Origin of the sequence: Streptomonospora nanhaiensis (assembly GCF_026642255.1) — a bacterium.
Taxonomy (GTDB): Bacteria; Actinomycetota; Actinomycetes; order Streptosporangiales; family Streptosporangiaceae; genus Nocardiopsis; species Nocardiopsis tropica.
Genome location: NZ_CP113264.1, coordinates 2,832,815 through 2,858,945 on the forward strand (window position 1 = coordinate 2,832,815; position 26,131 = coordinate 2,858,945).

Sequence of the window (26,131 nt, forward strand, 5' to 3'; positions counted from 1 at the left end):
CAGGGCACGGCCGGGTCCCACCGGTACCGCCGTTCACCGGGGCCCCGCCGGGGCGTGCGGGAGCGTTCGGCGCACCGCGGGAAGCGGCGACCCGGCGGGCAGGGCTCTGCGCGCCGACCGGTGCAGCGGGCGGCCCGCGGGGAGGAAGCGCCGCGTCACGTGGGACGTGCCCGCCCAGGCCACGGGGGCGACCGCCGTCACGAGGGCCCACCGCCATGTAGCTTCCATGGAAGCTATAGTAGCTTCCTCGGAAGCTACACTGGGGGCATGGAGCAGTACGACCGCGTCACACGTATCCAGGCCGAGTGGGAACGCGAGCGCCCCGACCTGGACGTGTCCCCGCAGGGGGTGATCGGCAGGCTGCACCGCATCGGCTCCCACCTGAGCGACCGCCTGTGCGTCGTCTACCGCCGTCACGGGCTGAGCGAGGGAGAGTTCGAGGTCCTCGCCGCGCTGCGCCGCGCGGGAGGGCCCTGCGAGCGGGCGCCCGGCGAACTCGCCCGGTTCACGATGGTCACCACCGGGGCCATGACCAAGCGGCTCGACCGGCTGGAGGAGGCCGGACTCGTCACCCGCCGCCGGGCCGAGGGGGACGGCCGGGGCCGGACGGTCACGCTCACCGAGGCGGGCAGGACGCTCATCGACCAGGCCTTCACCGAGCACATGCAGGACGAGCGGCGCCTCCTGGAAGCCCTCACCGCCGAGGAGGCCGAGCGGCTCGAAGCGCTGCTGGCCACCTGGTTGTCGCGCATCGAGGGGACCTGAGTCCCCGCCGGGCGACCGCCACCGGTCCCGGCCGCCGCTACGGCGCCGCGGCCGGGGGCTCCGCGCCGGGCGCCCGCTCTCCGTGGAGCGGGCCCGTCGCCACGTGCGGGGACAGGGCGCGCAGGAAGTCCGCCGCGTCGAACATCTCACCCGCGGAGGCCACACCGGTGGCCCCGGTCCGCCCGGTGAGGATCCGCTCCACCGCCTCCACCGCGAGCGGCGCGGACACGGCGTAGATGTCCCGGCCGGTGGCGAACGCGCGCCGCTCGGCGCCGCCCGAGCGCACGAGGAAGGTCTCCGCAGGCCGGTCGGGACCGTCCGCCCCGGCCGGCGTCCGCGCGGCCGGGGCCGACAGGCCCGTGGCCGCCTCGACCGTCATGTACGTGTGCACCTCGCGGACGTCCAGGTGGCGGGGGATCGTGGTGACCTCGGCCATCGTGAACTCGCCGACCACCGCACGTGTGCCCAGCGGCTCTGGGAACGCCCATTCGGCGGCTGGAGGGGCGCCGTCGCGGTACTCCAGCCTCCCGTTCGCGAAGACGACCCGTCGGCCGTCCCTCCTCCGCCGGGACACCCGCCCCGCGGCGCGGGTCCCCTCCGTGGGGGCCCAGCCGCTCAGCCCGTAGGCGACGTGCACCTCGTCGGCCCCGCCCCAGTCACCCGCCGCCGCCGTGGCCAGCAGGTCGCCGAGCCCGCCGAAGAAAGCCATGGCGGGCACCACCGCGACCCCCGCCTCGCGGGCGTCCTGCTCGAAGTGCGTGAACGTGTCCCTGTTCGCCTCGATCTCGGCCGCCACGTCCACGTACGGGACGCCCGCGCGCAGCGCCGCCCCGACCACCGGCGCCGCGGTCACGGCGAAGGGCCCGGCGCAGTTGACCACGGCGTCCGCGCCTTCCAGCGCCCGGTCGAGGGAGGCCGGGTCGTCCATCGACGCCGCCCGGGCGGGCGCCCCGGGGTGGTGGGACGCCCGCAGGTCCCGCAGCCTGCCCGCGTCGCGCCCGACGAGGACGGGGGTGTGGCCGCGGCGGCGCAGCTCCGCCGCCACGAACCGCCCGGTGTGCCCGGAGGCGCCGACCACCGCCACCGCGAATCCTGATCCCATCGGTTCCCCCTGGGGCTCGAACTGTCCGTCAGGAAGATCATGGCCGCGCCGGCGAACCGCCGCCAGCGTCTGGAATGCCACCATGCGTACACTTTCGGACATGCCCTCGATCGCGTTCGCCCTCACCGACGGAATGCTGCACTTCGAGCTCGCCGCCGCGTGCGAGGTCTTCGGCACCGCGCCGCCGGGCACGGCCGCCCCCTGGTACGACATCGCCCTGTGCGGCTCCGGAACGGTGCGGGCCGGACGGTTCCTGTTGGAACCGGACCACGGGCTCGACCGGCTGACGAGTGCCGGGACGGTGGTCGTGCCCGCCCTGGCCGACGTGGACGAGCGCCCGCCGGCCGTGCTGGTCGACGCGGTGTGCGCCGCCCACAGGGCCGGAGCGCGTGTGGTCTCCCTCTGCACGGGCGCGTTCGTGCTGGCCGAGGCCGGCCTCCTCGACGGGCTGCGCGCGACCACCCACTGGGCCCACACCGGCGAGCTCGCCTCCCGGTACCCGCGGGTGGAGGTCGACCCCGCCGTGCTCTACGTCGACAACGGCAGGGTGCTCACCTCCGCGGGCAAGGCCGCGGCCGTGGACCTGTGCCTGCACCTGATCCGCGTCGATCACGGCTCGGCGGTCGCCAACGCCGCCGCCCGCCGCCTGGTCGTGCCCCCGCACAGGCCAGGGGGCCAGGCCCAGTTCGTCGCCGCCCCGGTCCCCGTGCGGGACGGCCACCCGGTCGCGGATCTGCTGCCCTGGGCGGCCGAACGGCTGGAGCTACCGCTGACGGTGGAGGACCTGGCCCGCCGGGCGAACATGAGCTCGCGCAACCTGGCGCGCCACTTCCGGTCGCTGACCGGCACCACGCCCCTGCGCTGGCTGCTGGAGCAGCGCATCCGCCGCGCCCAGGAACTGCTGGAGACCACGGACGACGGTGTCGAGCCCATCGCGGCGGCCGTGGGCATGGGCACCGCCGCGACGCTGCGCCGACACTTCCACCGCACCGTGGGAGTGCCCCCGGACGCCTACCGGCGCGCCTTCCGCGGCCGGGTCCCCCGGCGCGACCGACGGGAAGGCCCGGCGCCGACCTGCCCGAACGGGCCCCCGGCCGGACCCCCGCCGCCGGGCCGGTGATAGGACCGGATCCGAGCGCGGGCACCGCCGCCGCACCGGCGGCGGGGCCCGCGTCCCCGCCCGACCACAGAAGGAGCACCCGTGACGACGACGGCACCGCGCCCGGAGGACAGGCCGACCCCCGCACCCCGCCGGACCGCGGTCGACGAGGCGCACTGGGGCGAACGCCTCCGGGTGCTCGCCGCCGAGCACGGGGTTCCCGGGGCCCAGCTCGGCATCCTGGCGCTGGGCCGCCCCTCCGATGAAGGGGAGGGGCGGGAGCCCGACCGGATCGCCCTCGCCGCCTGCGGCGTGCTCAACACGGAGACCGGCCACCCCGTGGACACGGGTTCGGTGTTCCAGATCGGGTCGATCACCAAGGTGTGGACCGCCACCGCGATCATGCGGCTGGTCGACGAGGGGCGCCTCACCCTCGACACCCCGGTGGCGGAGGTCCTGCCCGAACTGCGGCTCTCCGACCCCGCGACGACCGGGCGGGTGCTGGTGCGCCACCTGCTGACCCACACCAGCGGCATCGACGGCGACCTGTTCACCGACACCGGCAGGGGGGACGACACCCTGGAGAGGTACGTCGCCCTGCTCTCCGACGCGGTGCTGATCCACCCGCTCGGAGCGACCTTCTCCTACTGCAACTCCGGTTTCCCGGTGCTGGGCCGCGTCATCGAGAGGCTCACCGGCGGCACGTGGGACGCGGCGATGCGGGAGGCGCTGTTCGCCCCCCTCGGTCTGACGCACACCGGCACGCTCCCGGAGGACGCGCTGCTGCACGGCGCGGCCGTCGGACACGTGCGGGGGCTCCCCGACCCGGTGCGCGCCCCGGTGTGGGGGCTGCCCCGGTCGATGGGGCCGGCCGGGCTCCTCACCTCCACCGCGCGGGACGTGCTGCGCTTCGCCCGCATGCACCTGGACGGCGGGCTCGCCGAGGACGGCACACGCGTCCTGAGCGAGGAGGGCGTGCGCGCCATGACGGAGTTCCAGGTCGACGTGCCCGGCGCGCACGCCCTGGGCGACTCCTGGGGGCTGGGCTGGATCCGCCACGACTGGAACGGGCACCGGCTCGTCGGCCACGACGGCAACACCATCGGGCAGTCCGCGTTCCTGCGCGTGTCCCCGGAGACCGGCCTGGCCGTGGTCCTGCTCACCAACGGCGGCCACGCGTCCGATCTGTACCACGATCTGTACCGCGAGGTCTTCCGCGACCTGGCCGGGATCGGGGTTCCCGACAGGCCGGCGCCGCCCCCGGTCCCGGCCGAGGTCGACCCCGCCCCCGTCCTGGGGACGTACGAGCACGCCGCGCTGCGCATGGAGGTGTTCGCCAGGGACGGCGACACCGTGATGCGGACCACTGTCCTGGGGCCCCTCGCCGACGTGGACCCCGAGCCCGAGCAGGAGCACGTCCTGGTCCCGGTGGAGGAGGGGTTCTACGTCGTGCGCCCCGGCGGTATGCGGTCGTGGGCCCCGGTCACCTTCTACGCCCTGCCCACGGGCGAGCGCTACGCGCACTACGGCTCCCGCGCGCTCCCGCGCCTGGACGACGGCACCCGGGGAGCGGGCGGGGCCTGAGTCCGGGGCGCCGGCCGTCCGCGCCGGGCCGCGTCAGCGCCGGGGCCCGGCTCCAGGGACGTCCCGGTGGGGAGATGTACCGGTCGACCTCGGACACGATCCCCATCCGGGGGGCGGCGTGCACGGCCATGGAGTCGAGGGCCTGCTCGGCCCCTCCGGAAAAAGTTCCGCCCCGGTGTCGATCGGGGGAGGCCCCGTTCGACGTGTGGGTGAGTAAAGAGACAGAGCAACCCTGGAGTCACCTGTGCGCACCCTGATCGTCACCGCGTTCGTGTCCGTCGACGGAGTCATGGAGGCCCCCGGCGGCGAGCCCGGCTACCGCAACGCGGGCTGGACCTTCAAGGACATCGAGATGGACGAGGCGGCCTACGGGATCAAGGCCCGCGAGCAGGAGGAGGCGACCGCCCTGCTCGTCGGCCGCCGCAGCTACGAGGCCTTCGCCCCGGTGTGGCCGACGATGGTGGAGGAGTTCGCCGGCTACAACGCCATGCCGCGGTACGTGGTCTCCACCACGCTGGAGAAGGACGACCCGCGCTGGCCCGCCACGATCCTGCGCTCGGTCGAGGACGTGGCCGCGCTGAAGGAGACCGGGGGCGGGCCGATCTCCGTCCAGGCCAGCGCCACCCTGGGCCGGGCTCTGGCCGACGCCGGGCTGGTCGACCGCTACCACCTGCTGGTCTTCCCGGTGCTGCTGGGCGCGGGCAAGCGGCTGTTCAGCGACACCGACAAGGACGCCCAGAAGCTCAGGCTGGTCGAGCACGAGGCGTACTCCAACGGTGTCCAGAAGCAGGTCTTCGACGTGGTCCGCTGAGGCCGGGCCCGGAGGGCGCGGTACCCCGCGTCCGGGGGCGTCCGCCGGGGGACGCCCCCGGACGCGGGTCGGACCCTCCGCCGTCCCGGACGCGGGCGACCGCGCGGTGGCCCGTGCCCGGGGCCGGAGCGCTACGAGGAGAGCTTCTCCTCGATCAGGCGTTCGGCCTTCTCGACATCGCCGACGCCGGGGTGCTGCGAGAGCTCGTTGACGAGCATCTCCCTGCCGCTCAGGAAGAGGCGCTTCTCTCCCGCGGAGACCTTCCTGGCGCGCTGCCGGTCGCTGATGCTGCGGACCAGTTCGGCGATCTGGCGCGGGTCCCCGCTGCCCAGCTTGGTCTCGTAGTTCTTGAACCGGCGCGACCAGTTGGGCGGGTCGTCCGTCGGCGGCCGGCTCAGGGTGTCGAGGATCGTCTGCAGCCCCTCGTCGTCGACGACCTTGCGCAGTCCCACCAGTTCGACGTTGGCCACCGGGATCTGGATGTCCATCGCCGAGGCGCGCACGGTCAGGGTCAGGAACTCGACGTCGCCGGCGGGGGTGGTCCGGGTCGAGCGGCCGGTGATGGTCACCAGCCCGTGGCGGGGGTGGATGAGGGCGTGCCCCACGGTCAGGTCCACCGGTTCACCACCGCCTCCCCCAGCGGTGCCCGGTCCGCCGTCCGTTCGGAGGGGAACACTGTCGCGCGCACGTCCGGAACACGAGAATGGCGCGATTCATCCTCATGGTGCCCGTTCAGTCGGTTGATCACCGGCGGAGACTATAGGAGTCTCGCGTCAGGTCAAGGTGAAATGCGGGAAACCCCGCTCCGGACGCGTCCGCCCCTCCCGTTCCACGGGCCGGACCCGGCGGGAGGACGCCCCGCCGTGCCGGGCGCCGGGCACGGCGCGTCAGCGTGCGGGGACCAGGCGGATGTCGCCGTTCTCCGTCTCGGCGGCGATCACGTGGCCGCTTCCGGGCACCACCTCCACGTCGGTCACCACCTCGCCGTTGTCGGAGGAGGACGACACGTCGTACCCCGCCTCCGGCAGCTCCACCGTCGCGGACCCGTTCGCCGTGCTCACCCGGACGTCGTCGGGCGCCCTGGCGAAGGACACGTCGATCGATCCGTTCTCCGTGTGCGCCTCCAGGGTGGGCGAGACGATCCCGCGGGCGCGCAGCCCGCCGTTCCCGCTGCGCAGGACGAGCGGGCCGGACACGTTCTCCACCGTCACCTGCCCGTTGTCGGTGCCGATCTCCAGCGGCTCCGCGAAGCCGGTGGCCGTGGTGTCACCGCTGCCGCCCTCCACCGTGAGCGAGGTCCCCTCGGGGACGGTCACCTCGTAGCGGGCGTCGCAGCCGGCCCTCGGGCCGCAGTGGATCTGGAGCGACAGGGTCTCGCCGTTCAGCTCCCAGGTGGCGCGCGGCGGGCCGACGACCGCCCCGCCCGACACCCACCGCGTCACCTGGATGTCGTCCACCTCGGCGGGGACGACCTCCAGGTCCCCCCGGCCGACCGCGATGGTGAGCACGTCGGAGGACGGTGAGAAGCTGCGGTGCTGCGCCTCGGCCTCGTCGACCGTCGCGGCGGAGGCGCATCCGGACAGCAGCAGGACGGTCGCGGCGGCGCACGCCGGGGCCAGGACGGCCGGTTTCGTGTTCACTGCGGCTCCTCGCGGTCGGGCGGTGGCACGGAGGCCAGGGCTGCGATGACGGCGCCCAGCGCCCTCTCGATCGTTTCCGTGTCGACCGACCCGGGGTCGGCCAGGTGCTCCATGGACAGGCCGTTGGTCAGGCAGTGCAGGATCAGGGCGGTGAGGCCGGGGTCGGCGCCCAGGGGCACGCCCCGGGCGGCGAACCGGGAGACGGCCTCGGCGACCGCCTCCCGCTGGGCGCGCCGCATCCGACCGACCACGTCGCGGGTCTGCGCGTCGCGGGTCGCCCGGGCGGCGAACTCCAGGCCCAGACGGCCGCGCTCGGGGTCCTCGGTGATGCGCCGGGCCACGCCGCGGACGGTGTCCGCGACGGCGTCGGCGGGGTCGGCGGACTCGCCGATCCGTGCGAGCAGGGTGTCGATCTCGGCGTCGGAGCGCTCCCGCAGGACCGCGCCGAACAGGTCGCGCTTGCCGCCGAAGTTGGAGTAGACGGCCCCCTTGGTGAAGCCCGCCGCGTGCGCGATGTCCTCCAGGCGGCTGTCGGCGTAGCCGTGCTCGGCGAACGCGCGCACGGCGGCCGACAGCAGGCGGCGCCGTACCTCTTCGCGGGGGGTGCGGGGGACCGGGCCCCCGGGGTCGTCGGCCATGGGAGCGAGGTTAGCATACCCATGGGTATTGGATACTTTGGGTACTGAAGACTTCCGTGTCCTCCGGTCCGCCCTCGTTTTCCGGCGCGGGCCCACGGGTAGTGGGCGGGCACGGCCGCCCCCGGGGGCAGCACGGGCCCCGGGCGCCGGCGCACAGGAGGCGACACCAGGGGGAGTCATGAAGGCAGTCGTGTGGAACGGCACGAGGGACGTCAACACCGTCAACGTCCCCGATCCGCGGATCGAGGACCCCGGTGACGCCGTCATCCGGGTCACCAGCTCGGGCCTGTGCGGATCCGACCTGCACCTGTACGAGGTGCTCGGCCCCTTCATGAACCCGGGCGACGTGCTCGGCCACGAACCCCTGGGCGTCGTCGAGGAGGTCGGGCCGCAGGTCACGTCCCTGTCGGTGGGGGACCGCGTCGTCGTCCCCTTCCAGATCTCCTGCGGGCACTGCTCCATGTGCGGCACCGGCCTCCAGACCCAGTGCGAGAACACCAGGGTCGAGGAGCAGGGCATGGGCGCGCGGATCTACGGCTACAGCTCGCTGTACGGTTCCGTGCCCGGGGCGCAGGCCGAGTACCTGCGGGTCCCCCGCGCGCAGAGCAACGCCATCCCGGTCCCCGCCCAGGGGGACGACGACAGGTACGTGTTCCTGTCCGACGTCCTGCCCACGGCCTGGCAGGCCGTCCGCTACGCGGACGTGCCGCAGGGCGGCTCGGTGGCGGTCCTGGGGCTGGGGCCGATCGGCGACATGTGCTGCCGGGTCGCCCGCCACCTGGGGGCGGGACAGGTGTTCGGCGTGGACCCGGTGGCCGAGCGCCGCGCACGCGCCGCCGCCCGGGGGGTGGAGGTGTTCGACTCCTCCGGCGGCACCGACGACCTGATCGGGGAGATCCGCGAGCGCACCCGCGGCGAGGGGCCGGACGCGGTCGTCGACGCGGTGGGCATGGAGGCGTCCGGGCACGGGACCGCGAGGTTCGCCCAGAGGGTGGCCTCCTTCCTGCCCCAGAGCGCGGGCGCGAAGCTGATGGAGACGGCGGGGGTGGACCGGCTCTCCGCCCTGCACACCGCCATCGACCTGGTACGGCGCGGGGGTACGGTCTCGCTGATCGGCGTGTACGGGGGCATGGCCGACCCGATGCCGATGCTGACCCTCTTCGACAAGCAGATCCAGCTGCGGATGGGGCAGGCGAACGTGCGCCACTGGGCGCCCGAGATCCTCCCGCTCCTGGACGACGCCGACGTGCTGGGGGTGGAGGACTTCGCCACCCACCACCTGCCCCTGGACGACGCGCCGCACGCGTACGAGGCGTTCCAGAAGAAGGCGGAAGGCATGGTCAAGGTGGTCTTCCGGCCCTGACCGCGCGGACCGGCGGCGCGGCGCCCGCACGAGGGTCCCCGCGAACGCCGAGGACCCCGCCGTGCGAACGCACGGCGGGGTCCTCGGGGTGAGGGGCCGACGGGGCGCCGACCGCGGGGGGCGTCAGCCCCCGAGGGCCTCCCGCAGCAGCGGGACGACCCCTTCCAGGGCGTGGGTGACGCCCAGGGTCGAGCCGCTGGAGAAGGCGTTGGCCAGCTCCGGGTCGTCCATGATCAGCAGGCGGCCGTCCTCGGCGGACGGGATGCCCTGGAGCACCGGGTCCTCCTCCAGGAAGCGGGTGGTCTCCTCGTCGCCGATGGGGAAGACGACGGTCAGGTCCGCGTCCAGGACCTCCACCAGCTCCGGGCTCAGGTCCACGTAGAACGCGCCCTCGGCCATCTCGGTGATCTCGGGCTTGTTCTCGAAGCCCAGGTCCTCCAGCAGGTCGACCCGCGCGTCCCCGGGGACGTAGGCGCCGTACTGCCCGTCGAAGTAGGCGCCGACCGCGATGGTCGTGCCCTCGAAGTCGGGGTTGTCCTCGCGCGCCTGCGCGAAGCGGCCCTCCAGCTCCCCGATGAGCTCCTCGCCCCGAGCGTCCTCGCCGAGCACCCGGGCGACCTGGCGGGTCTGCTCCTGCCAGGTGGTGCCGTAGGTGACCTCGACGCCGGGCGGCGGGCCGACCACGGGAGCGACGGGGGAGAGCAGGTCGTGGCGCTCCTGGGTGTGGTCGGAGCGGGTGTCGAGGACGACGTCGGGCTCCAGGGAGGCGACCGCCTCCAGGTTCGGCTCCATGGTGCCGATCTGCACCGGCTCCTCGTCGAACAGGTCGGCGGCCCAGGGGCCCACGCCGGCGCCGCCGTAGCCCTGCCAGTCGGCCACGCCGACGGGCTGGACGCCCAGGGCCAGCGCCGTCTCGGCGTCGGACCAGCCGAGGGCGGCGACGTTGGCCGGCCGGTCCTCGATCTCCACGTCGCCGAACAGGGTCTCGACGGTGACGGGGAAGCCCTCCGCGGCCTCGCCCGTCCCCTCCTGTCCGGCGTCGGAGGTCTGGCCGCCGCAGGCGGCGAGCATCAGGATGGACAGCGCACCGGCGGCGATCGTGCCGCCGCGGGTCAGCGGACCGCGGTTCATGGGGCCTCATTCGGTCGAGGAGATGAGCTTAGGCTCACCTAAGCAAGTCTCATGGTGGAGCAGGCGGAGCCGATGCGCAAACCGGACATCCCGGGTGGGGGCAGGTGTGGTCCGCGGAGGACGCCGACGGCGCGGGGGTGTCGGCGCCGCCGGAGGCCTCCGTGCCGCGCGCCGGGTGACGGGGTTCACGTCCCCCGGCCGCGGGGACGGGTCAGGCGTAGGCCTCGGCGCCCGCGCGCCAGTACCCGATGAACGCGATGTCCTCCTTGGCCACGCCCCTCTCCTTCACCAGGAACCGGCGCAGCCCGGTGGGGAGCCCGTTCTCGCCCGCCACGAAGCAGTAGGGGCGGCCCTCCGGCAGCGCGGCCCCGCTCACCGTCTCCAGCGCCAGCTGCCCGGGGACCGTGTGCGCGCCGTCGCGCGCCAGCCAGCGCACCTCCACCCCGGCGGGGGCGTCGACCTCGCGGACGTCGGCCGAGGAGGGCACCTCCAGGAACGCCAGCCCGCGCAGGTCGCGCGGGGACTGCTCCAGGATCGAGAGGATCGCGGGCACCGCGCTCTCGTCGCCGACCAGCAGGTGCCAGTCGGCGTCCTCGGGCGGCAGGTGGTAGATGCCCTCCGCCAGCAGCCCCAGCTCGTCCCCGGGCCGCGCGCCCAGGGCCCAGGCGGACGCGGGCCCCTCGTCCCCGTGGGCGACGAACTCGATGTCCATCTCCAGGGCCTCGGGGTCGAACCGGCGGGCGGTGTAGTTGCGCACGTGGGGCCGGCGCTCCTCGGGCATCGCGCGGAACTCGGCCACCCAGCCGTCGTCGGCGGAGGCGTAGGGCAGGTGCAGCCGCTCCTGGCCCGGCCGCGCGAAGAAGATCCGCGTGCACTGGTCCAGGCCCATGAACTCGAACCCGGCCAGCTCCTCGCCCCCGACCGTCACCGTGACGAAGTTGTCGGTGGTCCGCTCGGTGCGCACCACCCTGACCCGGACCATGCTCCGTCGACTCGGATACCTGATGCGCAACGGAAAGGCCTCTCGTTCGGGGTGCGGGGTTCGCCGGGCGCGCCCGGTCCGGGCCGCTGCGGGGATTCCGGCGGCGGACGGGGTCGCCGTCACGGCGGGCGAAGGTTAGCCTAACCAAGGTTGGGTGTGCCCGGGCGGCCGGGGTCGTGTTCGGCGAGGGCGCCCGGCCTGACTAGCCTGGCCAGGCCACGACACAGCAGGGGGAACAGGACATCGGATGAGTACACGTCTGCACGGGGTCGCGCACCCCGAAGAGAGAGGAAGTACCTGGTGAGCGCCTCCACCAGCACGGTCGGCGCCCCCGACACCGCTCCTCCCGCCGCTCCGGAGGCCCCCGCCCCGCGGCCCCTCGCCGACGGGACGCCCGGGAACGCGCCGGCCCTGCGCCGGCGCACCCTGCGGCGCAACCGCCGCCACGTCTCCCTGGGTGTGGTCCTCCTCTCCCTGCACCAGGTCGCCGAGGCCCTCGTCCCCGTCGCGATCGGCCTGACCATCGACCTGGCGGTCGACACCGGGGACGTCACCGCCCTGGCCTACTGCGTCGCGGGCATCGCCCTGCTCTTCACCGTCCTGGCCTTCGCCTACCGCACCGGGGCGCGCTTCACCCTGCGGGCGGTCGAGAACGAGGCCCACCTGCTCCGGGTCGAGGCCGCGCGCCGCGCCCTCGACCCGCGCGGCGAGCGCAGCGGGCTGCGCGCGGGCGAGGTCCTGTCCGTGGCCACCTCCGACGCCGAGCAGGCGGCCGTGTACGTGCGCGCCTGGTCGGCGGCGATCGCCGTCACGGTCGCGATCGTCGTCACCACCGTCGCCCTGCTGGCGGTCGACGTCCCGCTCGGCCTCGGCGTGCTCGTCGGCGTCCCCCTGCTCATGCTGCTCCTGCGCGTCCCCGCGGCCCACATCACGCGGCGCAGCGAGGCCAAGCAGGCCACGGCCGCCGGAGCGACCGCCCTGGCCACCGACCTGGTCACCGGGCTGCGCGTCCTCATGGGGATCGGCGCCCGCCACAACGCCGCCCTCCGCTACCGCTCCGCCAGCGCCCGGGCCCTGGACGCCTCGGTCGGCGCCGCGGCCAGCAGCGGTGTCTACCGGGGCCTGGTCACCGCGGCCGGCGCCGTGTTCCTCGCCTGCGTCGCGGGCGCGGCCGGGTGGATGGCGCTGGAGGGCCGGCTCACCGTCGGCGAACTCGTCATCGTCATCGGCCTGGCCCAGTTCCTCTCCGAGCCGGTGCAGGGCCTGGGCATGGTCGGGCAGCTCTTCGCCACGGCCCGCGCCTCCGCCGACCGGTTGGTCAGACTGCTCAACGCGCCCGACGCCGTCACCCCCGGGGACCGCTCCCCGGGCGGGAACGCGCTCGTCGAGCTGGCCGGGGTCTCCCACCGCACACTGGACGACGTCGACCTGAGGCTCGCCCCCGGCGAGTTCGTCGGCGTGCTCGCCACCGACCCGCGCGACGCCGAGGCACTGCTGGAACTGCTCTCGGGCAGGGCCGGCACGGAGGGCGTGGAGGGTTCCGTCACCGTGGGCGGGGTGCCCGTCGGCGAACTGGACCTGGACGCCCTGCGGGCCGCGGTCCTGGTGGAGGAGCACGGCTCGGCCCTGTTCGAGGGCACCCTGCGCTCCAACCTGGTCACCGGCCCCGGCACGGACGAGGAGCGGCTGCTCGACGCCCTGCGCGCGGCCTCCGCCGAGGACCTGGTCCTCGGCCACCCCGACGGCCTGGACCGCCCCGTCTCCGACCAGGCCGCCAACCTGTCCGGCGGACAGCGCCAGCGCGTGGCCCTGGCCCGCGCCCTGGCAGCCGACCCTCCCGTGCTCGTCCTGCACGACCCCACCACGGCGGTGGACGCGGTCACCGAGGAGGCCATCGCGCGCGGCGTCGCCGCCGCACGGAGCGGGCGCGCCGCACCCGGGGCGACCCTGGTCGTGGCCGCGAGCCCCGCCCTGCTCTCCCGCGCCGACCGGGTCGTCGTGCTCGTCGGCGGCCGGGTCCACAGCACCGGAACACACGCACGACTGGTCGAGGAAGACCGGCACTACGGCGAGGCGGTGCTCCGATGAGCGCGACCACTTCCACGGGCGCGACGGACACGCCGCCCGCCGAGGACCCGGCGGGCGGGGAGCTGCTCCCCACCGCCGGCGCACGCAGGACCTGGGCCGTGCTCGGGGAGGGGGTGCGCGCCACCGGATGGGCCACCCCCCTCGCCCTGCTGACCGTGCTCGCGGGCAGCGGCGCCGGACTGGTCGCCCCCTGGGTGCTGGGCGGCATGGTCGACGACATCTCCGCCGGGGCGGACCTGGACGCCGTCCTGCGCTCGGCCGGGCTGATCGCCGCCGCCGCGGTGGTGGGCGGGCTGCTCGTGGGCCTGGGCGCGTGGCTGGTCAGCAGGGTCGGCGAGACCGTCCTGGCGCGGCTGCGCGAGCGGGTCATGGACCGGGTGCTGCACATGCCCGCCACACGGCTCGAGAGGGTCCGCATCGGCGACCTGCTCTCCCGGGTCGGGGACGACGTCGCAGTGGTCACCGCCAGCATCGCGCGCACCGGCCCCGACGTGGTGATCGCCCTGGCCACGGTGGTGCTCACCGCCGCGGGCATGACCGCCCTGGACTGGCGCCTGGGCCTGGCCGGGCTCTGCGCGCTGCCCGTGTACGCCATGGCCCTGCGCTGGTACCTGCCGCGCTCGGGCTCCTACTACGCCCGTGAGCGGATCGCCATGGGCGAGCGCTCGCACGCGATGATGGGCGCCCTGCGCGGGCGCGGCGCCGTGCGCGCGTACCGCCTGGAGGACGAGCACGAGGAACGGGTCGCCCGGCGGTCCCGTGCGGCCAGGGACATCACCGTCGAGGTGTTCCGCCTGTTCACCCGCTTCGGGTCGCGCCTCAACGGGGCCGAGTGCGTGGGGCTGACCGCCGTCCTGGTCACGGGGTTCTGGCTGGTGCGCGGCGACCTCGCCACGGTCGGCATGGTCACGGCGGCGGCCCTGTACTTCCACCGCCTGTTCGGGCCGATGATCTTCCTCGTCATGAACTTCAACGAGGTCCAGTCCGCCGGGGCCAGCCTGGCCCGGCTCGCCGGTGTCGTCGACCTGCCGCAGGAGCGCGACCCGGGCGCCGAGGAGGGGCCCGCGGGCTCCACCGTGCGCGTCGAGGGCGTCACCCACTCCTACGGGAACGGCGCCCCACCCGCCCTGGAGGACGTGACCCTGGAGGTCGCGGCCGGTGAGCGCGTGGCCCTCGTGGGGGCCAGCGGCGCGGGCAAGACCACGCTGGCCGCCCTCGTGAGCGGGCTGCGCACGCCCGGCCGGGGGACGGTGTACCTGGGCGGCGTCCCCCTCGACGAGCTCGGGGAGCGCCGGGTGCGCGAGCACGTCTACCTGGTCAGCCAGGAGACCCACGTGTTCGCGGGAACCCTCCTGGAGGACCTGCGCCTGGCGCGCGCCGATGCGCAGCCGGCCGACGCGGAGCGGGCCCTGGAGGCGGTCGGCGCCCTGGAGTGGGTGCGCGCCCTGCCCGAGGGGCTGGACACGGTCGTGGGCGAGGGCGGCCACCCCCTGACCGCCGAGCAGGCCCAGCACCTGGCGCTGGCCCGCCTGGTCCTGGCCGACCCGGACGTCGCCGTCCTGGACGAGGCCACGGCCGAGGCGGGCAGCTCCGGGGCGCGGCGCCTGGAGCGGGCCGCCGTCGCGGCCACCGCGGGCCGCACCACCCTCGTCGTGGCGCACCGGCTCACCCAGGCCGAGGCCGCCGACCGGGTGGTGGTGATGGACCGGGGGCGGATCGTGGAGCAGGGGCCGCACGCCGAGCTGGTCGCCGCCGGGGGCCGCTACGCGGCGCTCTGGCGCAGCTGGCAGGGCGCCCCGGGGCCGCACACGGCCGCACCCTCCGTGTAGGGCCCCTCGGGGCTCGCGGGCGGCCGCGGGCCGGAAAAGCGCGGGGAACACCTCCTGGCCGACACCGACGGGCCGGGCGCCGAGGAAGCGGCGCCCGGCCCGTCCGTCGTCCGGCGGACCCGGTCAGCCGATGGGCTCGGGGAGCGGGGCGACCCGGTAGGCCAGCCCGAGGGTGTCCCCGGCGGCGGGGTCGGTCAGCTCCACCCGCCAGGCGGAGGCGAACTGGTCCACGTCGGCGCGCATGGGGATCGTGCCCGACAGCAGGACGGCGCCGGTCACCAGCAGGCCGCGCTCCCGCAGGACCTCCAGCCAGTAGGAGGGGGGCAGGAGCTCGGCGAGGGTGCCGTCCTGGATCTCGGCCTCGCCGTCCCCGGTCCCGACCCACGCCTTCAGGGTGATGTCGTCCCACCGGTCCTCGACGTCGGTCAGGCGCCAGGCCCTGGAACCGAGGACGTCGGGGCCCGCGTTCTTGCTCCACGCCACGCCGTGCGCCTCCAGCTCGCGGTCGGTGTGGTCGCAGGCCACCGTGACGAGCACGTCCCGCGGCTCGGGGCCGGTCACGACGAGGGCCCACTCGGCCTCGCCGGAGGTGCGGCCGTGCTGGGCCGGGACCTGCGACACCTGCGCGGCGAGGTAGGGGGACACCGGGTACAGGGCCGGTGTGGTGGTGGGGGCGGGGACGCCGAGGAGGGCCAGCTCCTCCACGTGGGCGCGCACGTCGTCCTGGCTGCGGCCGGTGTAGCCGGCGTTGAGCAGGTGCGTGACCTCCACGGCGACCGTGGTCCCGTCGTTGAGTTCGAATTGCAGTTCGGTCATCAAAATCCTCCGGGACTTGCGCATACCTCTTGTATACGACGAGTATAACCAGCATCCGCGCAACACGACCGGAAGGAACGAGATGGACCAGCCACAAGCAGCGACGACCCGCGCGAGAGAGGTGGGGCGCGGGACGGTGGCGCGCGCGTTCATCGCCAGCCTCTCGGGAACCGCCCTGGAGTGGTACGACTTCGCGATCTACTCGGCGGCCTCGGCGCTCGTCTTCGGGCACCTCTTCTTCCCCAGCCACGACCCGCTGGCCGCGACGATGCTCGCGTTCTCCACCTACGCCGTCGGCTACGTGGCCAGGCCCCTGGGCGGGATCTTCTTCGGCCGCCTCGGCGACGTCGTCGGCCGCAAGAAGGTCCTCGTCAGCACGCTCGTGCTCATCGGCGTGGCCACCTTCCTCATCGGCCTCCTGCCCACGCACGCCAGCATCGGCGGCACCGCCGCCGTCCTCCTGGTCGCCCTCCGCTTCGCCCAGGGCGTCGGCGTGGGCGGCGAGTGGGGCGGCGCCGTGCTCCTGTCCAGCGAGTTCGGCGACCCCCGCCGCCGGGGCTTCTTCGCCTCGGCCGCGCAGGTGGGCCCGCCCCTGGGCAACCTCATGGCCAACGGCGTCCTGGCCCTGCTCGGACTGCTGCTCACCGAGGAGCAGTTCCTCTCCTGGGGCTGGCGCGTCGCCTTCCTCCTGTCGGGCGTCCTTGTCCTCTTCGGGCTGTGGATCCGGGCCAAGCTGGAGGAGACCCCCGTCTTCCAGGCCATCGCGGAGGAGGGGGAGCGGCCCTCGGCGCCCCTGCGCGAGGTCTTCACGAAGCAGGCACGGCCCCTGACCGCGGCGGTCCTCAGCCGGGTCGCCCCCGACGTCGTCTACGCCCTGTTCACGGTCTTCGTCCTCACCTACGGGACCCAGGTGCTCGGGCTGGAGTCCGGCACGGTCCTGGCTGCGGTCCTGACCGGGTCGGCCTTCCAGGTGGCCCTCATCCCGCTCGCGGGGTGGCTCTCCGACCGCGTCAACCGGCGGCTGCTCTACGGCCTGGGCGCCCTCGGCGCCGGGATCTGGCCCTTCGTGTTCTTCCCGGCCATCGCCGACGCCTCGTTCCTCGCCCTCACCGGCGGCATCGTGGTCGGCCTCGCCCTGCACTCGGTCATGTACGGCCCGCAGGCCGCCTTCGTCTCCGAGCAGTTCCACCCGCGCCTGCGCAACACGGGCAGCTCCCTCGCCTACACCCTGGCGGGGATCATCGGCGGCGCCGTCGCGCCGCTCGTGTTCACGTACCTGCTGGCCGCCACCGGCAGCTGGGTGCCGCTGGCCGTCTACGTCGCCGTCACGGCCGCCGTCACGGTGGCGGGCCTGGCGCTGGGCCGCGACCCCGCGCCGCACGAGGACGAGGAGCTCCTCGCCGGCGCCGGGGCCTAGACCGGTGGTGTCCGGGGCCTGCGCGCCTCCCGGGGCCGGGCGTCCGCGCCACGGGGTCCCCCGGCCGCCGTGCGCGGCGGCCGGTCCGGCCCGGTGGGCGCCCGGACCGCCACCGGGCCCGAGCGCACCCTCCGGGGCCCCGGAGGGCGGTCGCTCAGCTCTCCAGCAGGACCTTCAGCGTGGCGTCCAGGTGCGAGTCGATGGCCGCCGCGGCCGCGGCCTCGTCACCCGAGCGCAGCGCGTCCAGGATGACGGTGTGCTCGTCCAGGACGGACGCGTACCGGTCCTGGGTGGAGAACAGGGCGACCATGCCCGCCCGGACCTGCCGGGCGCGCAGCCCGTCGTAGAACTTGATGAGCATGTCGTTGCCGGTCGAGGCGACCAGGGCCGAGTGGAAGCGGTGGTCCCAGTCGATGAACGTGCGGGCCTCCTCGGGCACCGTGAGCTCCTCCTGGTGCCGCAGCGCGTCCTCCATCGGCCCGACCGGCGCCGCGCCCCGGCGCAGGGCCTGCTCGGCCGCGTGGCGCTCGACCATGCCGCGCATCTCCATCAGCTCGGAGAGCTCGCGCCCGCTCATCGGGGCGACGTAGGCGCCGCGCTTGGGGATGAGCTGCACCAGGTCCTCGGCGGACAGGAGGAGGAGCGCCTCGCGGATGGGGGTCCGCGACACCCCGATCAGGCTGGCGACCTCCTGCTCGTTGATGAAGCCCCCCTGGCGCTCCGGATCGCTCAGGTAGGAGTCCTTCAGGAACTGGTAGGCCCTCTCCCGACCCGATGCGGCCACTGCCCCTCCTCACGTACACAACATGTATGCACGACCTTACTGTCCCGGGGCGCGCCGTCGGCGCGCACTCCATGAGCCAAGAAACACAGGGGAAACACGATGCGCGTAGCACTCTGCCAGATCTCCTCCACCGACCGGCCCGAGGAGAACCTCGCGATCGCGGAGACCGCCGTGGCCGAGGCCGCGGCCTCCGGGGCCGAGCTGGTGGTCCTGCCCGAGGCCGCCATGGTCCACTTCGGGGCCGACCTGGCCGGGGCCGCCCAGCCGCTGGACGGGCCCTGGGCGACGGGCCTGCGCGGGATCGCCGCCCGCCACGGGGTCACCGTCCTCGCCGGGACGTTCGCCCCGGCCGGTGACGGAAGGGTCCGCAACCTGCTGCTGGCCATCGGGGACGGCGTCGAAGCGGCCTATCAGAAGATCCACGTCTTCGACGCCTTCGGGCACCGGGAGTCCGACTCCGTCGCCCCCGGAGCCGAGCCGGTCGTCATCGAGGTCGGCGGGGTCCGCGTGGGCCTGGCCGTCTGCTACGACGTCCGCTTCCCCGAACTCTTCCGGAGGCTCGCCCTGGCCGGGGCCCAGGTGATCGCCGTGTGCGCCTCCTGGGGCGCCGGCCCCGGCAAGCGGGAGCAGTGGGACCTGCTCACCCGCGCCCGCGCCCTGGACTCCACGTCGTGGGTGCTGGCCTGCGGACAGGCCGACCCCGGCCCGGTGGAGGGCACCGCGCCCCGGGGCATCGGCCACAGCGCCGTCATCGGCCCGGACGGCACCCGCAGGGCCGGGCTCGACGGGGCGCCGGGGATCCTGGTCGCCGACATCGACGTGGCGGAGGCCGCCGCCGTGCGCGAGGCCGTGCCGGTCCTGCGCAACGCCCGGCTGTGAGGCCGGGGGCCGGACGCCCCCGGCCCCTTCCACACCCGGCGCCCGGCCCCTCCCCGGGCCGGACGCCGGCGGCGCCGGTGTGCGGCCCGCCCGTCAGCCCGTCCGGCGGGCCACGGCATCGCGTGCGTGCGCCTGCACCGCACCGGCCCCCGGACGGGCGGGCAGGTAGAGGAACCTCGACCCCCGGGGTGGGGGCAGCACCCCTCTTCGCCTGCGGATCCCCCTTTCCCGCGAGGGGCGGCATAGGATTCCCCGGTGCGAGACAACGACGCCGAGACGGCTCTGTGGCCGGCGCTCGTACGCCGTCCGGTCGCGGTGCTCCTCACCCCCTGGCCGTGGCGTGCCCTGCTCTACCTGGCCACGTCGGCCCCGGTCGCCGCGGTGTGGTCGCTCCTGTGCTGGCCGCTGCTCACCCTGGCGGGCCTCCCCCTGGGGGCGGTCGAGCGCCGCAGGCTCGCCCTCGTGGACGGGGCGCCCGCGCCCTCCCCGCACACGCCCCCGCCGCCGGGGTCGGGGCCCGCGGGCTGGATCCGGTGGCGCTCACGCGAGGCGGCCTCCTGGCTGGAGCTGGCCCACGGGCTGCTGCTGGCGCTGCTGTGCGTGGTCGAACTGACCGTGGCGGTGGTCCTGACGGGGGTGCCGGCCGCCCTGCTGGCCTCGCCGGTGCTGCGCGCCGCCGGGGTCGCCGACGGCCCGTCCCCGGTCGCCCCCGCCGTCCTCCTCGGCCTCGGCGCGCTGCCGGTGAGCGCCTACACGGCCATGGTGCTGGCGGCGGGCCGCGCCCGGCTGGCGCGTGCGCTGCTGACCGCGCCGCGGGGGGAGGAACTGGCCGAGCTCGGGGAGCGGCTCGTCCTGGTGTCCCGGTCGCGCACGCGGATCGTGGACGGGTTCACGGCCGAACGGCGGCGGATCGAGCGCGACCTGCACGACGGGGCCCAGCAGCGGCTCACCGCGCTGGTCGTGCGCCTGGGCATGGCGAGCAGCCGGTTCGACGACGACCCCGAGCAGGCCAGGGCCCTGGTCGCACAGGCGCACGCCGACGCCCGCGCCGCCCTCGTCGAGCTGCGCGAGCTGGTGCACGGCATCCATCCGGCGGCCCTGACCGAGCGCGGACTCGTCGCCGCGCTGGAGGAGCTGGCGGACACCCAGCAGGTGGAGGTGGCCGTGGAGGCGGGGGACGTGGGGCGGCTGCCCGACGCCGTCGAGTCCACCGCGTACTTCTGCGCCGCCGAGGCCGTGGCCAACGCCGCCCGCCACTCCGGGGCCGACGCCGTCCGGGTGGGCCTGCGCGTGAACGGAGGGGCGCGGCGCGGGACCCTGCTCCTCACGGTCACCGACGACGGCCGCGGCGGCGCCGACCCGGACCGGGGGAGCGGGCTGACCGGCCTGGCCGACCGGGCGGCAGCCCTGGGCGGGCGGGTGTCCCTGACCAGCCCCGGCGGAGGGCCGACGACGGTGGAGGTGAGGATCCCGTGCGGATCGTGATCGCCGAGGACTCGGTCCTGCTGAGGGCGGGCCTGGAACAGCTCGTCGCCATGGTCGGGCACGAGGTGGCGGCCTCGGTCGGCGACGCACCCGCGCTCATGGCGGCGGTGGACGCGCACCGCCCCGACCTCGTGGTCACCGACGTGCGCATGCCGCCCGGCCACAACGACGACGGGCTGCGCGCCGCGATCGCGCTCGCCCGCGCCCACCCCCGCACGGGGATCCTCGTCCTGTCCCAGTACGTGCTGGGCGCGGCCGCCGCCGAACTCCTGGAGAGCCGCGCCGAGGGGGTCGGCTACCTGCTCAAGGACCGGGTCGGGGACGTGGACGAGTTCCTGGGCACCCTGGAGCGGGTCGCCGCCGGGGGCACCGTCGTCGACCCCGAGGTGGTGCGCCGCCTGCTGGGACGGCGCCGCAACCGGTCGGTCCTGGAGCGGCTGACCCCGCGCGAGCGCGAGGTGCTGGAACTGATGGCGAGGGGCCGCACCAACGCCGCGGCGGCGGAGGCCCTGGTGGTCACCGAGGCGGCGGTCGCCAAGCACGTGAGCGGGATCTTCACCAAGCTCGACCTGCCGGTGAACCCGAACGACAACCGCCGGGTGCTCGCGGTCCTCGCCTACCTCGCGGGCTGACGGGGCCGCCCTTCCGGCGCCCTTCCGGCGCCCTTCCGGCGCCCTGCCGGTGCGCCCCGTCAGTCCATGGCCGAGGTGCCGTGGCGCCAGTAGCCGACGAACGCGATGTCGGACTTGGGCACCCCGCGCTCGCGGACCAGCGCCCGCCGCAGGCCGGTGGGCAGGGCGTTCTCCCCGGCGACGAAGCAGAAGGGACGGCCCGGCGGGAACTCGGCGGCGCGCACGGTGTCCAGGGCGAGCCTGCCGGGCAGGGCGTGCGGGTCGGTGCGGGGCAGCCAGTGCACGTCCACGCCGGGCAGGTCGGGCAGCGGCCGGACGTCGTCGGAGGAGGGGACCTCCAGGTAGACCCGGGCCCGCAGGCCGGCGGGGGCCTGCTCCAGGATCGACACCAGGGCGGGCACGGCGCTCTCGTCGCCCACGAGGAGCTGCCAGTCGGTGTCCTCGGAGGGCACGTAGTAGACGGCGTCGGCGAGCAGGCCCGCCTCGTCGCCGGGGGCGGCCGCAGCGGCCCAGGCGGAGGCCGGGCCGGCGTCGCCGTGGTCCACGAACTCCAGGTCGAGTTCGAGCGCCTCCGGGTCGAAGCGGCGCACGGAGTAGCTGCGCACGTGCGGCTTGCGGTCGTCGGACATCGCGTACAGCTGCTCCACCCAGCGCTTGTCGGCGTCGGCGGGCATGTGCAGCCGGTCCTGGCCCTCGCGGGGGAGGAAGAGGCGCACGAACTGGTCGCGGCCGAGGAAGTCGAACCCCTCCAGTTCCCCGCCGCCGAGGGTCACCGTGACGAAGTGCTTGCTGACGCGGGTGGTGCGCACCACGCGGGTGCGGATCATCGCGCGGTGGCGGGGGTGTTCGATGCGCACGGGCCCATGTACTCCTCGGTCGGACGGACGGGCGGAAAACGCCCCTCGTTAGGTTAGCCTCACCAACCGCCCGGCGTCGAAGCGGCGGCGGAGCCCGGAGGCGACCCGCGTCGCGCGGGCGCGGCCGGACCGGTCCGGGGGACGGGCGGCGTCCCGCACCGCCGGCCGCCGGACCGGTCCGCCCGGCCCCTCAGACGGCGGACCACTCCTTCCGGTGGGCGCGGGCGAAGTCGGCGAAGGCGCGGGGCGGGCGGCCGGTCAGGCGGTGGACCGTGTCCGTGACGCGGTCCTCCTCGCCCCGGGCGATGCCGGAGTCCACCGCGACCAGCGCCGAGGCGAAGGGCTCCGGCATGCCCGCGTCCAGGTTGCGCCGGACCAGCTCGTCCGCCGGCGCGGGCGTGTGGCGCACGGGCCGGTCGGCGGCGTCGGCGATGACCGCTGCCGCCTCCGTGTACCCGAACGACTCCGGCCCGGTGAGCACGTGGTCGCCGGTCACCGGCCCCGGCGCCGTCAGCACCTCCGCCGCGACGGCCGCGATGTCGGCGGCGTCGATCCATCCGAGCCGCCCGCCGCCGGTCGCCGAGCGGATCTCGCCGCGCTCGCGGATGCCCACCGCCACCGGGTGCGCACCGGTGAAGTTCTGCATGAACCCCGACGGCCGCAGCACCGCCCACTCCGGGAACGACCGCACGGCCCCGCCCAGCTCCGCGGCGCCCGGGGCGCCGGGCAGCTCCGCCAGTGAGCCGAGCAGCACCACGCGCCGCACCCCGGCGGCCCGGGCGGCCGCCAGGAACGGCCCGGCCGCCGGCATGGGGTCCAGGGTCAGCGGCGGAGGCACCAGGTACAGGGCCTCCGCCCCGGAGAGGGCCCGGGCGTGCGTCCCCGGGTCCGCCCAGTCGAAGGGCACGCCCCCGGGTCCCGGCCTGCGACTGGCCACGCGCACGTCCGCGCCGCGGGACCGCAGCGTCTCGACCAGGGGGCGGCCGGTGTTGCCGGTGCCGCCGGTGACGAGGATCGTCATGCCCCGAGCCCCTTCCGCAGCGCTTCCAGCCCGCCGCCGGCGCGTGCCGCCTGCACGGGACTCCAGTAGTCGCGGAACTCGGTGATGAACCCGTCCCGCACCGTGACCACGGTGATGTAGTCCATCCGGTAGGGCGCGCCCGTGCGCACCGTCCGGCCCTCGGCGCTGTACTCGGCGACGACGGTCTCCGGATCCCCGGTGCGGTGCACGCGCATCGCCGGGACACCGGTGACGTCGTACACATCGGTGTATCCGGACAGGTAGCCGCGCACCGCCTCCCGGCCGTCCAACCGCGTGGGCGCCCCGGCCTCCGCGAACGGGAACGCGGCCGTCCCGTCCGGCGCCCACATCCCGGCGATGCCGTCCATGTCCTTGGCCTCCAGCAGCTCCAGCATCCGCCGGAGCACTTCTTCGGGTGATCGTTCCATCTCCGCCTCCGTTGTCGGGTCCCTCGTCCACCACAGTGGCGGGGCGCGCCGTGCGGGGGAACGGCCGCTTCGTCCCCGGACCACTGGTCCGTGGCTCGCCGCCCGCGCGCATGGCAGGCTGGGGGTGTGGACAAGCGAGAACTCGGCGGTTTCCTGCGCGCCCGCCGCGAGGCCCTGCGCCCGGCCGACGCCGGCCTTCCCGCCCGCTCGGGCGGGCGCGCGCGGCGCACACCGGGGCTGCGGCGCGAGGAGGTCGCCGACCTCGCCGGGGTCTCGGTGAGCTACTACGAGCGGCTGGAGCAGGCCCGGGCTCCGCGTCCCTCACCGCAGGTGATCGACGCGATCGGGCGGGCCCTGTCGCTGTCGGGGGCGGAGAGGGCGCACCTGTCCCGGCTGGCCGGGCACGCGCCGTCCGCACGGCCGGGTCCGGCCGAACAGGTCCCGCCGGGGGTGCTCACCCTGCTGGACCGGCTCGGCCCGGTCGCCGCCTACGTCTGCGACGACCGCCACGACATCGTGGCCTGGAACGGCCTGGCGGCGGCGCTGGTCACGGACTTCGGCGCGCTGCCCCCGGCCGAGCGCAACGTGCTGCGCCTGGCCGCGCGCCTGGGCGGGACGGTGTGCTCGGCGCCCCCGGAGGCGACGGGCGGGTTCGAGGCGCAGGCGGCGGCCCAGTCGCGCGAGGCGCTGTCCCGGCGCCCGCACGACTCCGCGCTCCGGCGGCTGGTCGGCGAGTCCGCCGAGCGGGTTCCCGGGTTCGCGGCGGAGTGGCGGCGGCACGACGTCCGGCCGCGTACGACGCTGCGCAAGCGCGTCGATCACGCCGAACTCGGCGTGCTCGACCTCGACTCCCAGACCCTCGCGGTGCCGGGCTCCGACCTGCGCGTGGTCATGCTCAGCGCGGAACCGGGCACCCCCGCCCACGAGAAGCTCACCCGTCTCCAGCTCCGGCTCATGGCCCCCGAGCCCGCCTCGCGCCCGTAGCGGCGGGGCGGACGCGGTGGGGGCCGGACGGTCGTCCTCGCGGGTCCCCGACGCTCGTTCCGACCCGGCCCGCGTCGACGGCGGCGGGTCCGGCCGGGGGGAGGCCACGGCCTCACCAGGCGGCCGGGTCGCCGGGCGGGTGCGGCGGGGGAGCCTCGGAGGCCAGGGCGGCCTCCAGCTCCGCCCGGTGCCCGGCCGTCCACTCACGGGCCTCCCGCACCTCCTCCACGACACCCTGGTCGCGGAAGTGGCGCATCTTCGCGTCGCCCTTCGCGGCCAGGTCGAGGATGCCCCGACGGCAGCGGTCCTGCCACCACAGGACCGTCTCCACGACGTCCCCGCGTTCGGCGAGTCCGTAGGAGTCGCAGACCAGCCGGATCCGGGCGCCCGCGCCGACCGCCCCGGGGCCCAGGCGCGCGAACTGCCAGCACAGGTGGGCGACGTCGTGCACGCGCCGGCCCGGGGCGGCCAGCTCCCAGTCCACGAACGCGTAGGGCACGCCGTCCAGGTCGATGGTGTTGCGGGGATCGAGGTCGTTGTGGCAGACGACCTCCTGGTCGCCAGCGAGCGCGGTCCCGGCGGTCAGGTCGTGGAACTCCCGGGTGAGCCGGGCCGCACGGGCGATGTAGTGGCGGGGGAGGGGGTCGCGGTGGTGGACGGCCCGGCCGGGGAGGAAGTCGTACACCAGGCGTCCGCGGTGGTCGTGGCCGTACTGGCGGGGCGCGCCCCGCCACCCCCGGTCGTGGAGGTGGTCCAGGAGGGCGCGCTCGAACTCCCGGGCGGGGTGGTCGGGCCGGTGGACGCTCCTTCCGTGGGAGTCGAACTCCACCGACCACGGACGGCGGTCCCCGGCGCCCCCGCGAACACCGGACATTCTTCCCCTTTGGTAGATCTACGTCGTCAAGGTGCGAACTCGGGAAAATCTCACCAGAGGGTGAAAAACCCGGTTCGGTTCCTCCCTAAACGGTCTCGGCCACCCGCAGCGTCAGCGACCCCAGCCGGTCGAACTCGGCCGTGAACACGTCCCCCGCCTCCAGGGCGATCGGCGTGTGCAGGGCACCGGTCAGGACCAGCTGTCCGGGCTCCAGGCCCCTGCCGGACCCGGCCAGGGAGTTGGCCAGCCACGCGAGCACGGCCACCGGGTCGCCCAGCGCCGCGGCGCCCACCCCGGTGTCCACGACCTCGCCGTTGCGGCTCAGGACCATGCCGACCAGGCGGGGCTCGAACCCCTCCAGGGGGACCGCCGTGTCGGAGACGGCGATGGCCCCCGTGGACGCCAGGTCGGAGACCGTGTCGGCGATCCGGATCCGCCAGTCCTCGATGCGGGAGTCGACGATCTCGACCCCGGCCCTGACCTCCGACACCGCCTCCCGTGCCTGCTCGACGGTCACGCCCGGCCCCTTCAGGGGGGAGCCGAGCCTCAGGGCGATCTCCGCCTCGATCTTCGGCGCGATGAAACGGTCCAGCGGCAGGGTGTCGCCGTCCCGGTACACGGCGGAGGCCAGGAGCGGGCCGTGGTCGGGGGAGTCGATGCCCAGCAGCTTGCGGGCCGGGGCCGAGGTCAGTCCCACCTTGTAGCCGATGACCTCGTCGCCGTCGGCGAGCAGCAGTTCCAGCAGCTCCGCCTGGGTCTCGTACCCCTCCGCCTCGCCGAGCGCGGGGTCGGCGTCGGTGAACGGGGGGACCGGCTTGCGCGTCCGGCGGGCCTCGTGGAGGGCGCGGGCGCGATCGTGTGCCTGGGACATGGCTGACCTCGGACTCTCGGGACGGCGCGGCCGGGGTCGGGAACGGCTGTC

At 75.2% G+C, this 26,131-nt stretch carries 26 protein-coding genes; 12 read left to right on the forward strand and 14 right to left on the reverse strand.

Translation table 11 applies throughout. The features are described from left to right. Positions 1-33 precede the first annotated feature (33 nt). A complete protein-coding gene (locus OUQ99_RS12160; RefSeq protein WP_267949545.1) occupies positions 34-228 on the reverse strand; it encodes a hypothetical protein in 195 nt (64 codons plus the stop codon). Between the two features lie 39 nt (positions 229-267). Between OUQ99_RS12160 and OUQ99_RS12165 the strand changes: the two genes are divergently transcribed. Beyond that, complete coding sequence (locus OUQ99_RS12165) at positions 268-765, forward strand: MarR family winged helix-turn-helix transcriptional regulator (RefSeq protein ID WP_267949546.1); 498 nt, start codon at positions 268-270, stop codon at positions 763-765. 37 nt (positions 766-802) lie between these two features. On the opposite strand, the gene OUQ99_RS12170 is transcribed toward OUQ99_RS12165, so the two are convergent. Further along, on the reverse strand, positions 803-1,867 hold the full coding sequence (locus OUQ99_RS12170) for a saccharopine dehydrogenase NADP-binding domain-containing protein (protein ID WP_267949547.1): 1,065 nt from the start codon (positions 1,865-1,867) through the stop codon (positions 803-805). A 100-nt stretch (positions 1,868-1,967) separates the two neighbouring features. On the opposite strand from OUQ99_RS12170, the gene OUQ99_RS12175 reads away from it, so the two are divergent. The 3 genes from OUQ99_RS12175 (at position 1,968) to OUQ99_RS12185 (ending at position 5,361) form a co-directional block, all read left to right on the forward strand. Further along, positions 1,968-2,987 carry a helix-turn-helix domain-containing protein gene (locus OUQ99_RS12175; RefSeq protein ID WP_267949548.1) on the forward strand — a complete coding sequence of 340 codons (1,020 nt, stop codon included), beginning with the start codon at positions 1,968-1,970 and terminating at the stop codon, positions 2,985-2,987. Between the two features lie 81 nt (positions 2,988-3,068). Continuing rightward, positions 3,069-4,550 (forward strand): serine hydrolase domain-containing protein, encoded by a 1,482-nt coding sequence (locus OUQ99_RS12180; protein ID WP_267949549.1) that lies wholly within the window; start codon positions 3,069-3,071, stop codon positions 4,548-4,550. Positions 4,551-4,794: 244 nt separating this feature from the next. Beyond that, on the forward strand, positions 4,795-5,361 hold the full coding sequence (locus OUQ99_RS12185) for a dihydrofolate reductase family protein (RefSeq protein ID WP_267949550.1): 567 nt from the start codon (positions 4,795-4,797) through the stop codon (positions 5,359-5,361). A gap of 131 nt (positions 5,362-5,492) precedes the next feature. Here the strand turns inward: OUQ99_RS12185 and OUQ99_RS12190 are convergent, their stop codons facing one another. From OUQ99_RS12190 to OUQ99_RS12200, 3 genes are all read right to left on the reverse strand, one after another. Then, positions 5,493-5,978 (reverse strand): CarD family transcriptional regulator, encoded by a 486-nt coding sequence (locus OUQ99_RS12190; RefSeq protein WP_267949551.1) that lies wholly within the window; start codon positions 5,976-5,978, stop codon positions 5,493-5,495. 270 nt (positions 5,979-6,248) lie between these two features. Next, positions 6,249-7,001: a DUF4097 family beta strand repeat-containing protein gene (locus tag OUQ99_RS12195; RefSeq protein ID WP_267949552.1), complete on the reverse strand. Its 753-nt coding sequence runs from the start codon at positions 6,999-7,001 to the stop codon at positions 6,249-6,251. After that, the gene (locus OUQ99_RS12200) at positions 6,998-7,639 is read right to left on the reverse strand and encodes a TetR/AcrR family transcriptional regulator (protein WP_267949553.1); all 642 of its coding nucleotides are present in this window, start codon (positions 7,637-7,639) and stop codon (positions 6,998-7,000) included. Before OUQ99_RS12200 ends, OUQ99_RS12195 begins: the two co-directional genes overlap by 4 nt. A gap of 178 nt (positions 7,640-7,817) precedes the next feature. On the opposite strand from OUQ99_RS12200, the gene OUQ99_RS12205 reads away from it, so the two are divergent. Beyond that, a complete protein-coding gene (locus OUQ99_RS12205; RefSeq protein ID WP_267949554.1) occupies positions 7,818-9,002 on the forward strand; it encodes an alcohol dehydrogenase catalytic domain-containing protein in 1,185 nt (394 codons plus the stop codon). A 123-nt stretch (positions 9,003-9,125) separates the two neighbouring features. Here OUQ99_RS12205 and OUQ99_RS12210 read toward each other — a convergent pair whose 3' ends face one another. Further along, positions 9,126-10,133, reverse strand: coding sequence for an ABC transporter substrate-binding protein (locus OUQ99_RS12210; protein WP_267949555.1), 1,008 nt, complete (start codon positions 10,131-10,133; stop codon positions 9,126-9,128). Positions 10,134-10,344: 211 nt separating this feature from the next. Further along, positions 10,345-11,115: a siderophore-interacting protein gene (locus OUQ99_RS12215; RefSeq protein WP_267949556.1), complete on the reverse strand. Its 771-nt coding sequence runs from the start codon at positions 11,113-11,115 to the stop codon at positions 10,345-10,347. 300 nt (positions 11,116-11,415) lie between these two features. Between OUQ99_RS12215 and OUQ99_RS12220 the strand changes: the two genes are divergently transcribed. Further along, the gene (locus OUQ99_RS12220) at positions 11,416-13,203 is read left to right on the forward strand and encodes an ABC transporter transmembrane domain-containing protein (RefSeq protein WP_431061502.1); all 1,788 of its coding nucleotides are present in this window, start codon (positions 11,416-11,418) and stop codon (positions 13,201-13,203) included. Continuing rightward, positions 13,200-15,032, forward strand: a complete 1,833-nt coding sequence (locus OUQ99_RS12225) for an ABC transporter ATP-binding protein (RefSeq protein WP_267949557.1) — start codon at positions 13,200-13,202, stop codon at positions 15,030-15,032. The genes OUQ99_RS12220 and OUQ99_RS12225 overlap by 4 nt, the downstream gene beginning before the upstream one ends. Before the next feature lie 123 nt (positions 15,033-15,155). On the opposite strand, the gene OUQ99_RS12230 is transcribed toward OUQ99_RS12225, so the two are convergent. Further along, positions 15,156-15,848 carry a DUF2848 domain-containing protein gene (locus OUQ99_RS12230; RefSeq protein ID WP_267949558.1) on the reverse strand — a complete coding sequence of 231 codons (693 nt, stop codon included), beginning with the start codon at positions 15,846-15,848 and terminating at the stop codon, positions 15,156-15,158. Positions 15,849-15,930: 82 nt separating this feature from the next. Between OUQ99_RS12230 and OUQ99_RS12235 the strand changes: the two genes are divergently transcribed. Then, positions 15,931-17,265 carry an MFS transporter gene (locus OUQ99_RS12235; RefSeq protein WP_267949559.1) on the forward strand — a complete coding sequence of 445 codons (1,335 nt, stop codon included), beginning with the start codon at positions 15,931-15,933 and terminating at the stop codon, positions 17,263-17,265. 154 nt (positions 17,266-17,419) lie between these two features. Here the strand turns inward: OUQ99_RS12235 and OUQ99_RS12240 are convergent, their stop codons facing one another. Next, the gene (locus tag OUQ99_RS12240) at positions 17,420-18,049 is read right to left on the reverse strand and encodes a GntR family transcriptional regulator (RefSeq protein WP_267949560.1); all 630 of its coding nucleotides are present in this window, start codon (positions 18,047-18,049) and stop codon (positions 17,420-17,422) included. A 99-nt stretch (positions 18,050-18,148) separates the two neighbouring features. On the opposite strand from OUQ99_RS12240, the gene OUQ99_RS12245 reads away from it, so the two are divergent. From OUQ99_RS12245 to OUQ99_RS12255, 3 genes are all read left to right on the forward strand, one after another. Next, positions 18,149-18,928, forward strand: coding sequence for a carbon-nitrogen hydrolase family protein (locus OUQ99_RS12245; protein WP_267949561.1), 780 nt, complete (start codon positions 18,149-18,151; stop codon positions 18,926-18,928). A gap of 255 nt (positions 18,929-19,183) precedes the next feature. Then, complete coding sequence (locus OUQ99_RS12250) at positions 19,184-20,413, forward strand: sensor histidine kinase (protein WP_267949562.1); 1,230 nt, start codon at positions 19,184-19,186, stop codon at positions 20,411-20,413. After that, complete coding sequence (locus tag OUQ99_RS12255) at positions 20,401-21,045, forward strand: response regulator transcription factor (protein WP_267949563.1); 645 nt, start codon at positions 20,401-20,403, stop codon at positions 21,043-21,045. The genes OUQ99_RS12250 and OUQ99_RS12255 overlap by 13 nt, the downstream gene beginning before the upstream one ends. Before the next feature lie 59 nt (positions 21,046-21,104). Here the strand turns inward: OUQ99_RS12255 and OUQ99_RS12260 are convergent, their stop codons facing one another. The 3 genes from OUQ99_RS12260 to OUQ99_RS12270 all read right to left on the reverse strand — a co-directional run bounded on the left by OUQ99_RS12260 (position 21,105) and on the right by OUQ99_RS12270 (position 23,351). Continuing rightward, positions 21,105-21,902 carry a siderophore-interacting protein gene (locus OUQ99_RS12260; protein WP_267949564.1) on the reverse strand — a complete coding sequence of 266 codons (798 nt, stop codon included), beginning with the start codon at positions 21,900-21,902 and terminating at the stop codon, positions 21,105-21,107. 190 nt (positions 21,903-22,092) lie between these two features. Continuing rightward, positions 22,093-22,923, reverse strand: coding sequence for an ergot alkaloid biosynthesis protein (locus OUQ99_RS12265; protein WP_267949565.1), 831 nt, complete (start codon positions 22,921-22,923; stop codon positions 22,093-22,095). After that, positions 22,920-23,351 carry a nuclear transport factor 2 family protein gene (locus OUQ99_RS12270; protein WP_267949566.1) on the reverse strand — a complete coding sequence of 144 codons (432 nt, stop codon included), beginning with the start codon at positions 23,349-23,351 and terminating at the stop codon, positions 22,920-22,922. The genes OUQ99_RS12265 and OUQ99_RS12270 overlap by 4 nt, the downstream gene beginning before the upstream one ends. A gap of 126 nt (positions 23,352-23,477) precedes the next feature. Here OUQ99_RS12270 and OUQ99_RS12275 point away from each other — a divergent pair, with 126 nt between their 5' ends. Beyond that, on the forward strand, positions 23,478-24,335 hold the full coding sequence (locus OUQ99_RS12275) for a helix-turn-helix transcriptional regulator (RefSeq protein WP_267949567.1): 858 nt from the start codon (positions 23,478-23,480) through the stop codon (positions 24,333-24,335). 112 nt (positions 24,336-24,447) lie between these two features. Here the strand turns inward: OUQ99_RS12275 and OUQ99_RS12280 are convergent, their stop codons facing one another. Together OUQ99_RS12280 and OUQ99_RS12285 are read right to left on the reverse strand one after the other, a co-directional pair. Then, a complete protein-coding gene (locus OUQ99_RS12280) occupies positions 24,448-25,209 on the reverse strand; it encodes a phosphotransferase (RefSeq protein ID WP_267949568.1) in 762 nt (253 codons plus the stop codon). 85 nt (positions 25,210-25,294) lie between these two features. Then, on the reverse strand, positions 25,295-26,080 hold the full coding sequence (locus OUQ99_RS12285; RefSeq protein WP_267949569.1) for a 2-keto-4-pentenoate hydratase: 786 nt from the start codon (positions 26,078-26,080) through the stop codon (positions 25,295-25,297). Between the last annotated feature and the right edge of the window lie 51 nt (positions 26,081-26,131).

Excerpts from the sequence above, each read along its gene's own strand:
- OUQ99_RS12280 (WP_267949568.1), bottom strand. The coding sequence starts at position 25,209 with ATGTCCGGTGTTCGCGGGGGCGCCGGGGACCGCCGTCCGTGGTCGGTG.
- OUQ99_RS12215 (WP_267949556.1), bottom strand. The coding sequence starts at position 11,115 with ATGGTCCGGGTCAGGGTGGTGCGCACCGAGCGGACCACCGACAACTTC.
- OUQ99_RS12160 (WP_267949545.1), bottom strand. The coding sequence starts at position 228 with ATGGAAGCTACATGGCGGTGGGCCCTCGTGACGGCGGTCGCCCCCGTG.
- OUQ99_RS12235 (WP_267949559.1), top strand. The coding sequence starts at position 15,931 with ATGGACCAGCCACAAGCAGCGACGACCCGCGCGAGAGAGGTGGGGCGC.
- OUQ99_RS12225 (WP_267949557.1), top strand. The coding sequence starts at position 13,200 with ATGAGCGCGACCACTTCCACGGGCGCGACGGACACGCCGCCCGCCGAG.
- OUQ99_RS12205 (WP_267949554.1), top strand. The coding sequence starts at position 7,818 with ATGAAGGCAGTCGTGTGGAACGGCACGAGGGACGTCAACACCGTCAAC.
- OUQ99_RS12200 (WP_267949553.1), bottom strand. The coding sequence starts at position 7,639 with ATGGCCGACGACCCCGGGGGCCCGGTCCCCCGCACCCCCCGCGAAGAG.
- OUQ99_RS12165 (WP_267949546.1), top strand. The coding sequence starts at position 268 with ATGGAGCAGTACGACCGCGTCACACGTATCCAGGCCGAGTGGGAACGC.
- OUQ99_RS12210 (WP_267949555.1), bottom strand. The coding sequence starts at position 10,133 with ATGAACCGCGGTCCGCTGACCCGCGGCGGCACGATCGCCGCCGGTGCG.
- OUQ99_RS12230 (WP_267949558.1), bottom strand. The coding sequence starts at position 15,848 with ATGACCGAACTGCAATTCGAACTCAACGACGGGACCACGGTCGCCGTG.
- OUQ99_RS12175 (WP_267949548.1), top strand. The coding sequence starts at position 1,968 with ATGCCCTCGATCGCGTTCGCCCTCACCGACGGAATGCTGCACTTCGAG.
- OUQ99_RS12270 (WP_267949566.1), bottom strand. The coding sequence starts at position 23,351 with ATGGAACGATCACCCGAAGAAGTGCTCCGGCGGATGCTGGAGCTGCTG.
- OUQ99_RS12170 (WP_267949547.1), bottom strand. The coding sequence starts at position 1,867 with ATGGGATCAGGATTCGCGGTGGCGGTGGTCGGCGCCTCCGGGCACACC.
- OUQ99_RS12265 (WP_267949565.1), bottom strand. The coding sequence starts at position 22,923 with ATGACGATCCTCGTCACCGGCGGCACCGGCAACACCGGCCGCCCCCTG.
- OUQ99_RS12285 (WP_267949569.1), bottom strand. The coding sequence starts at position 26,080 with ATGTCCCAGGCACACGATCGCGCCCGCGCCCTCCACGAGGCCCGCCGG.
- OUQ99_RS12245 (WP_267949561.1), top strand. The coding sequence starts at position 18,149 with ATGCGCGTAGCACTCTGCCAGATCTCCTCCACCGACCGGCCCGAGGAG.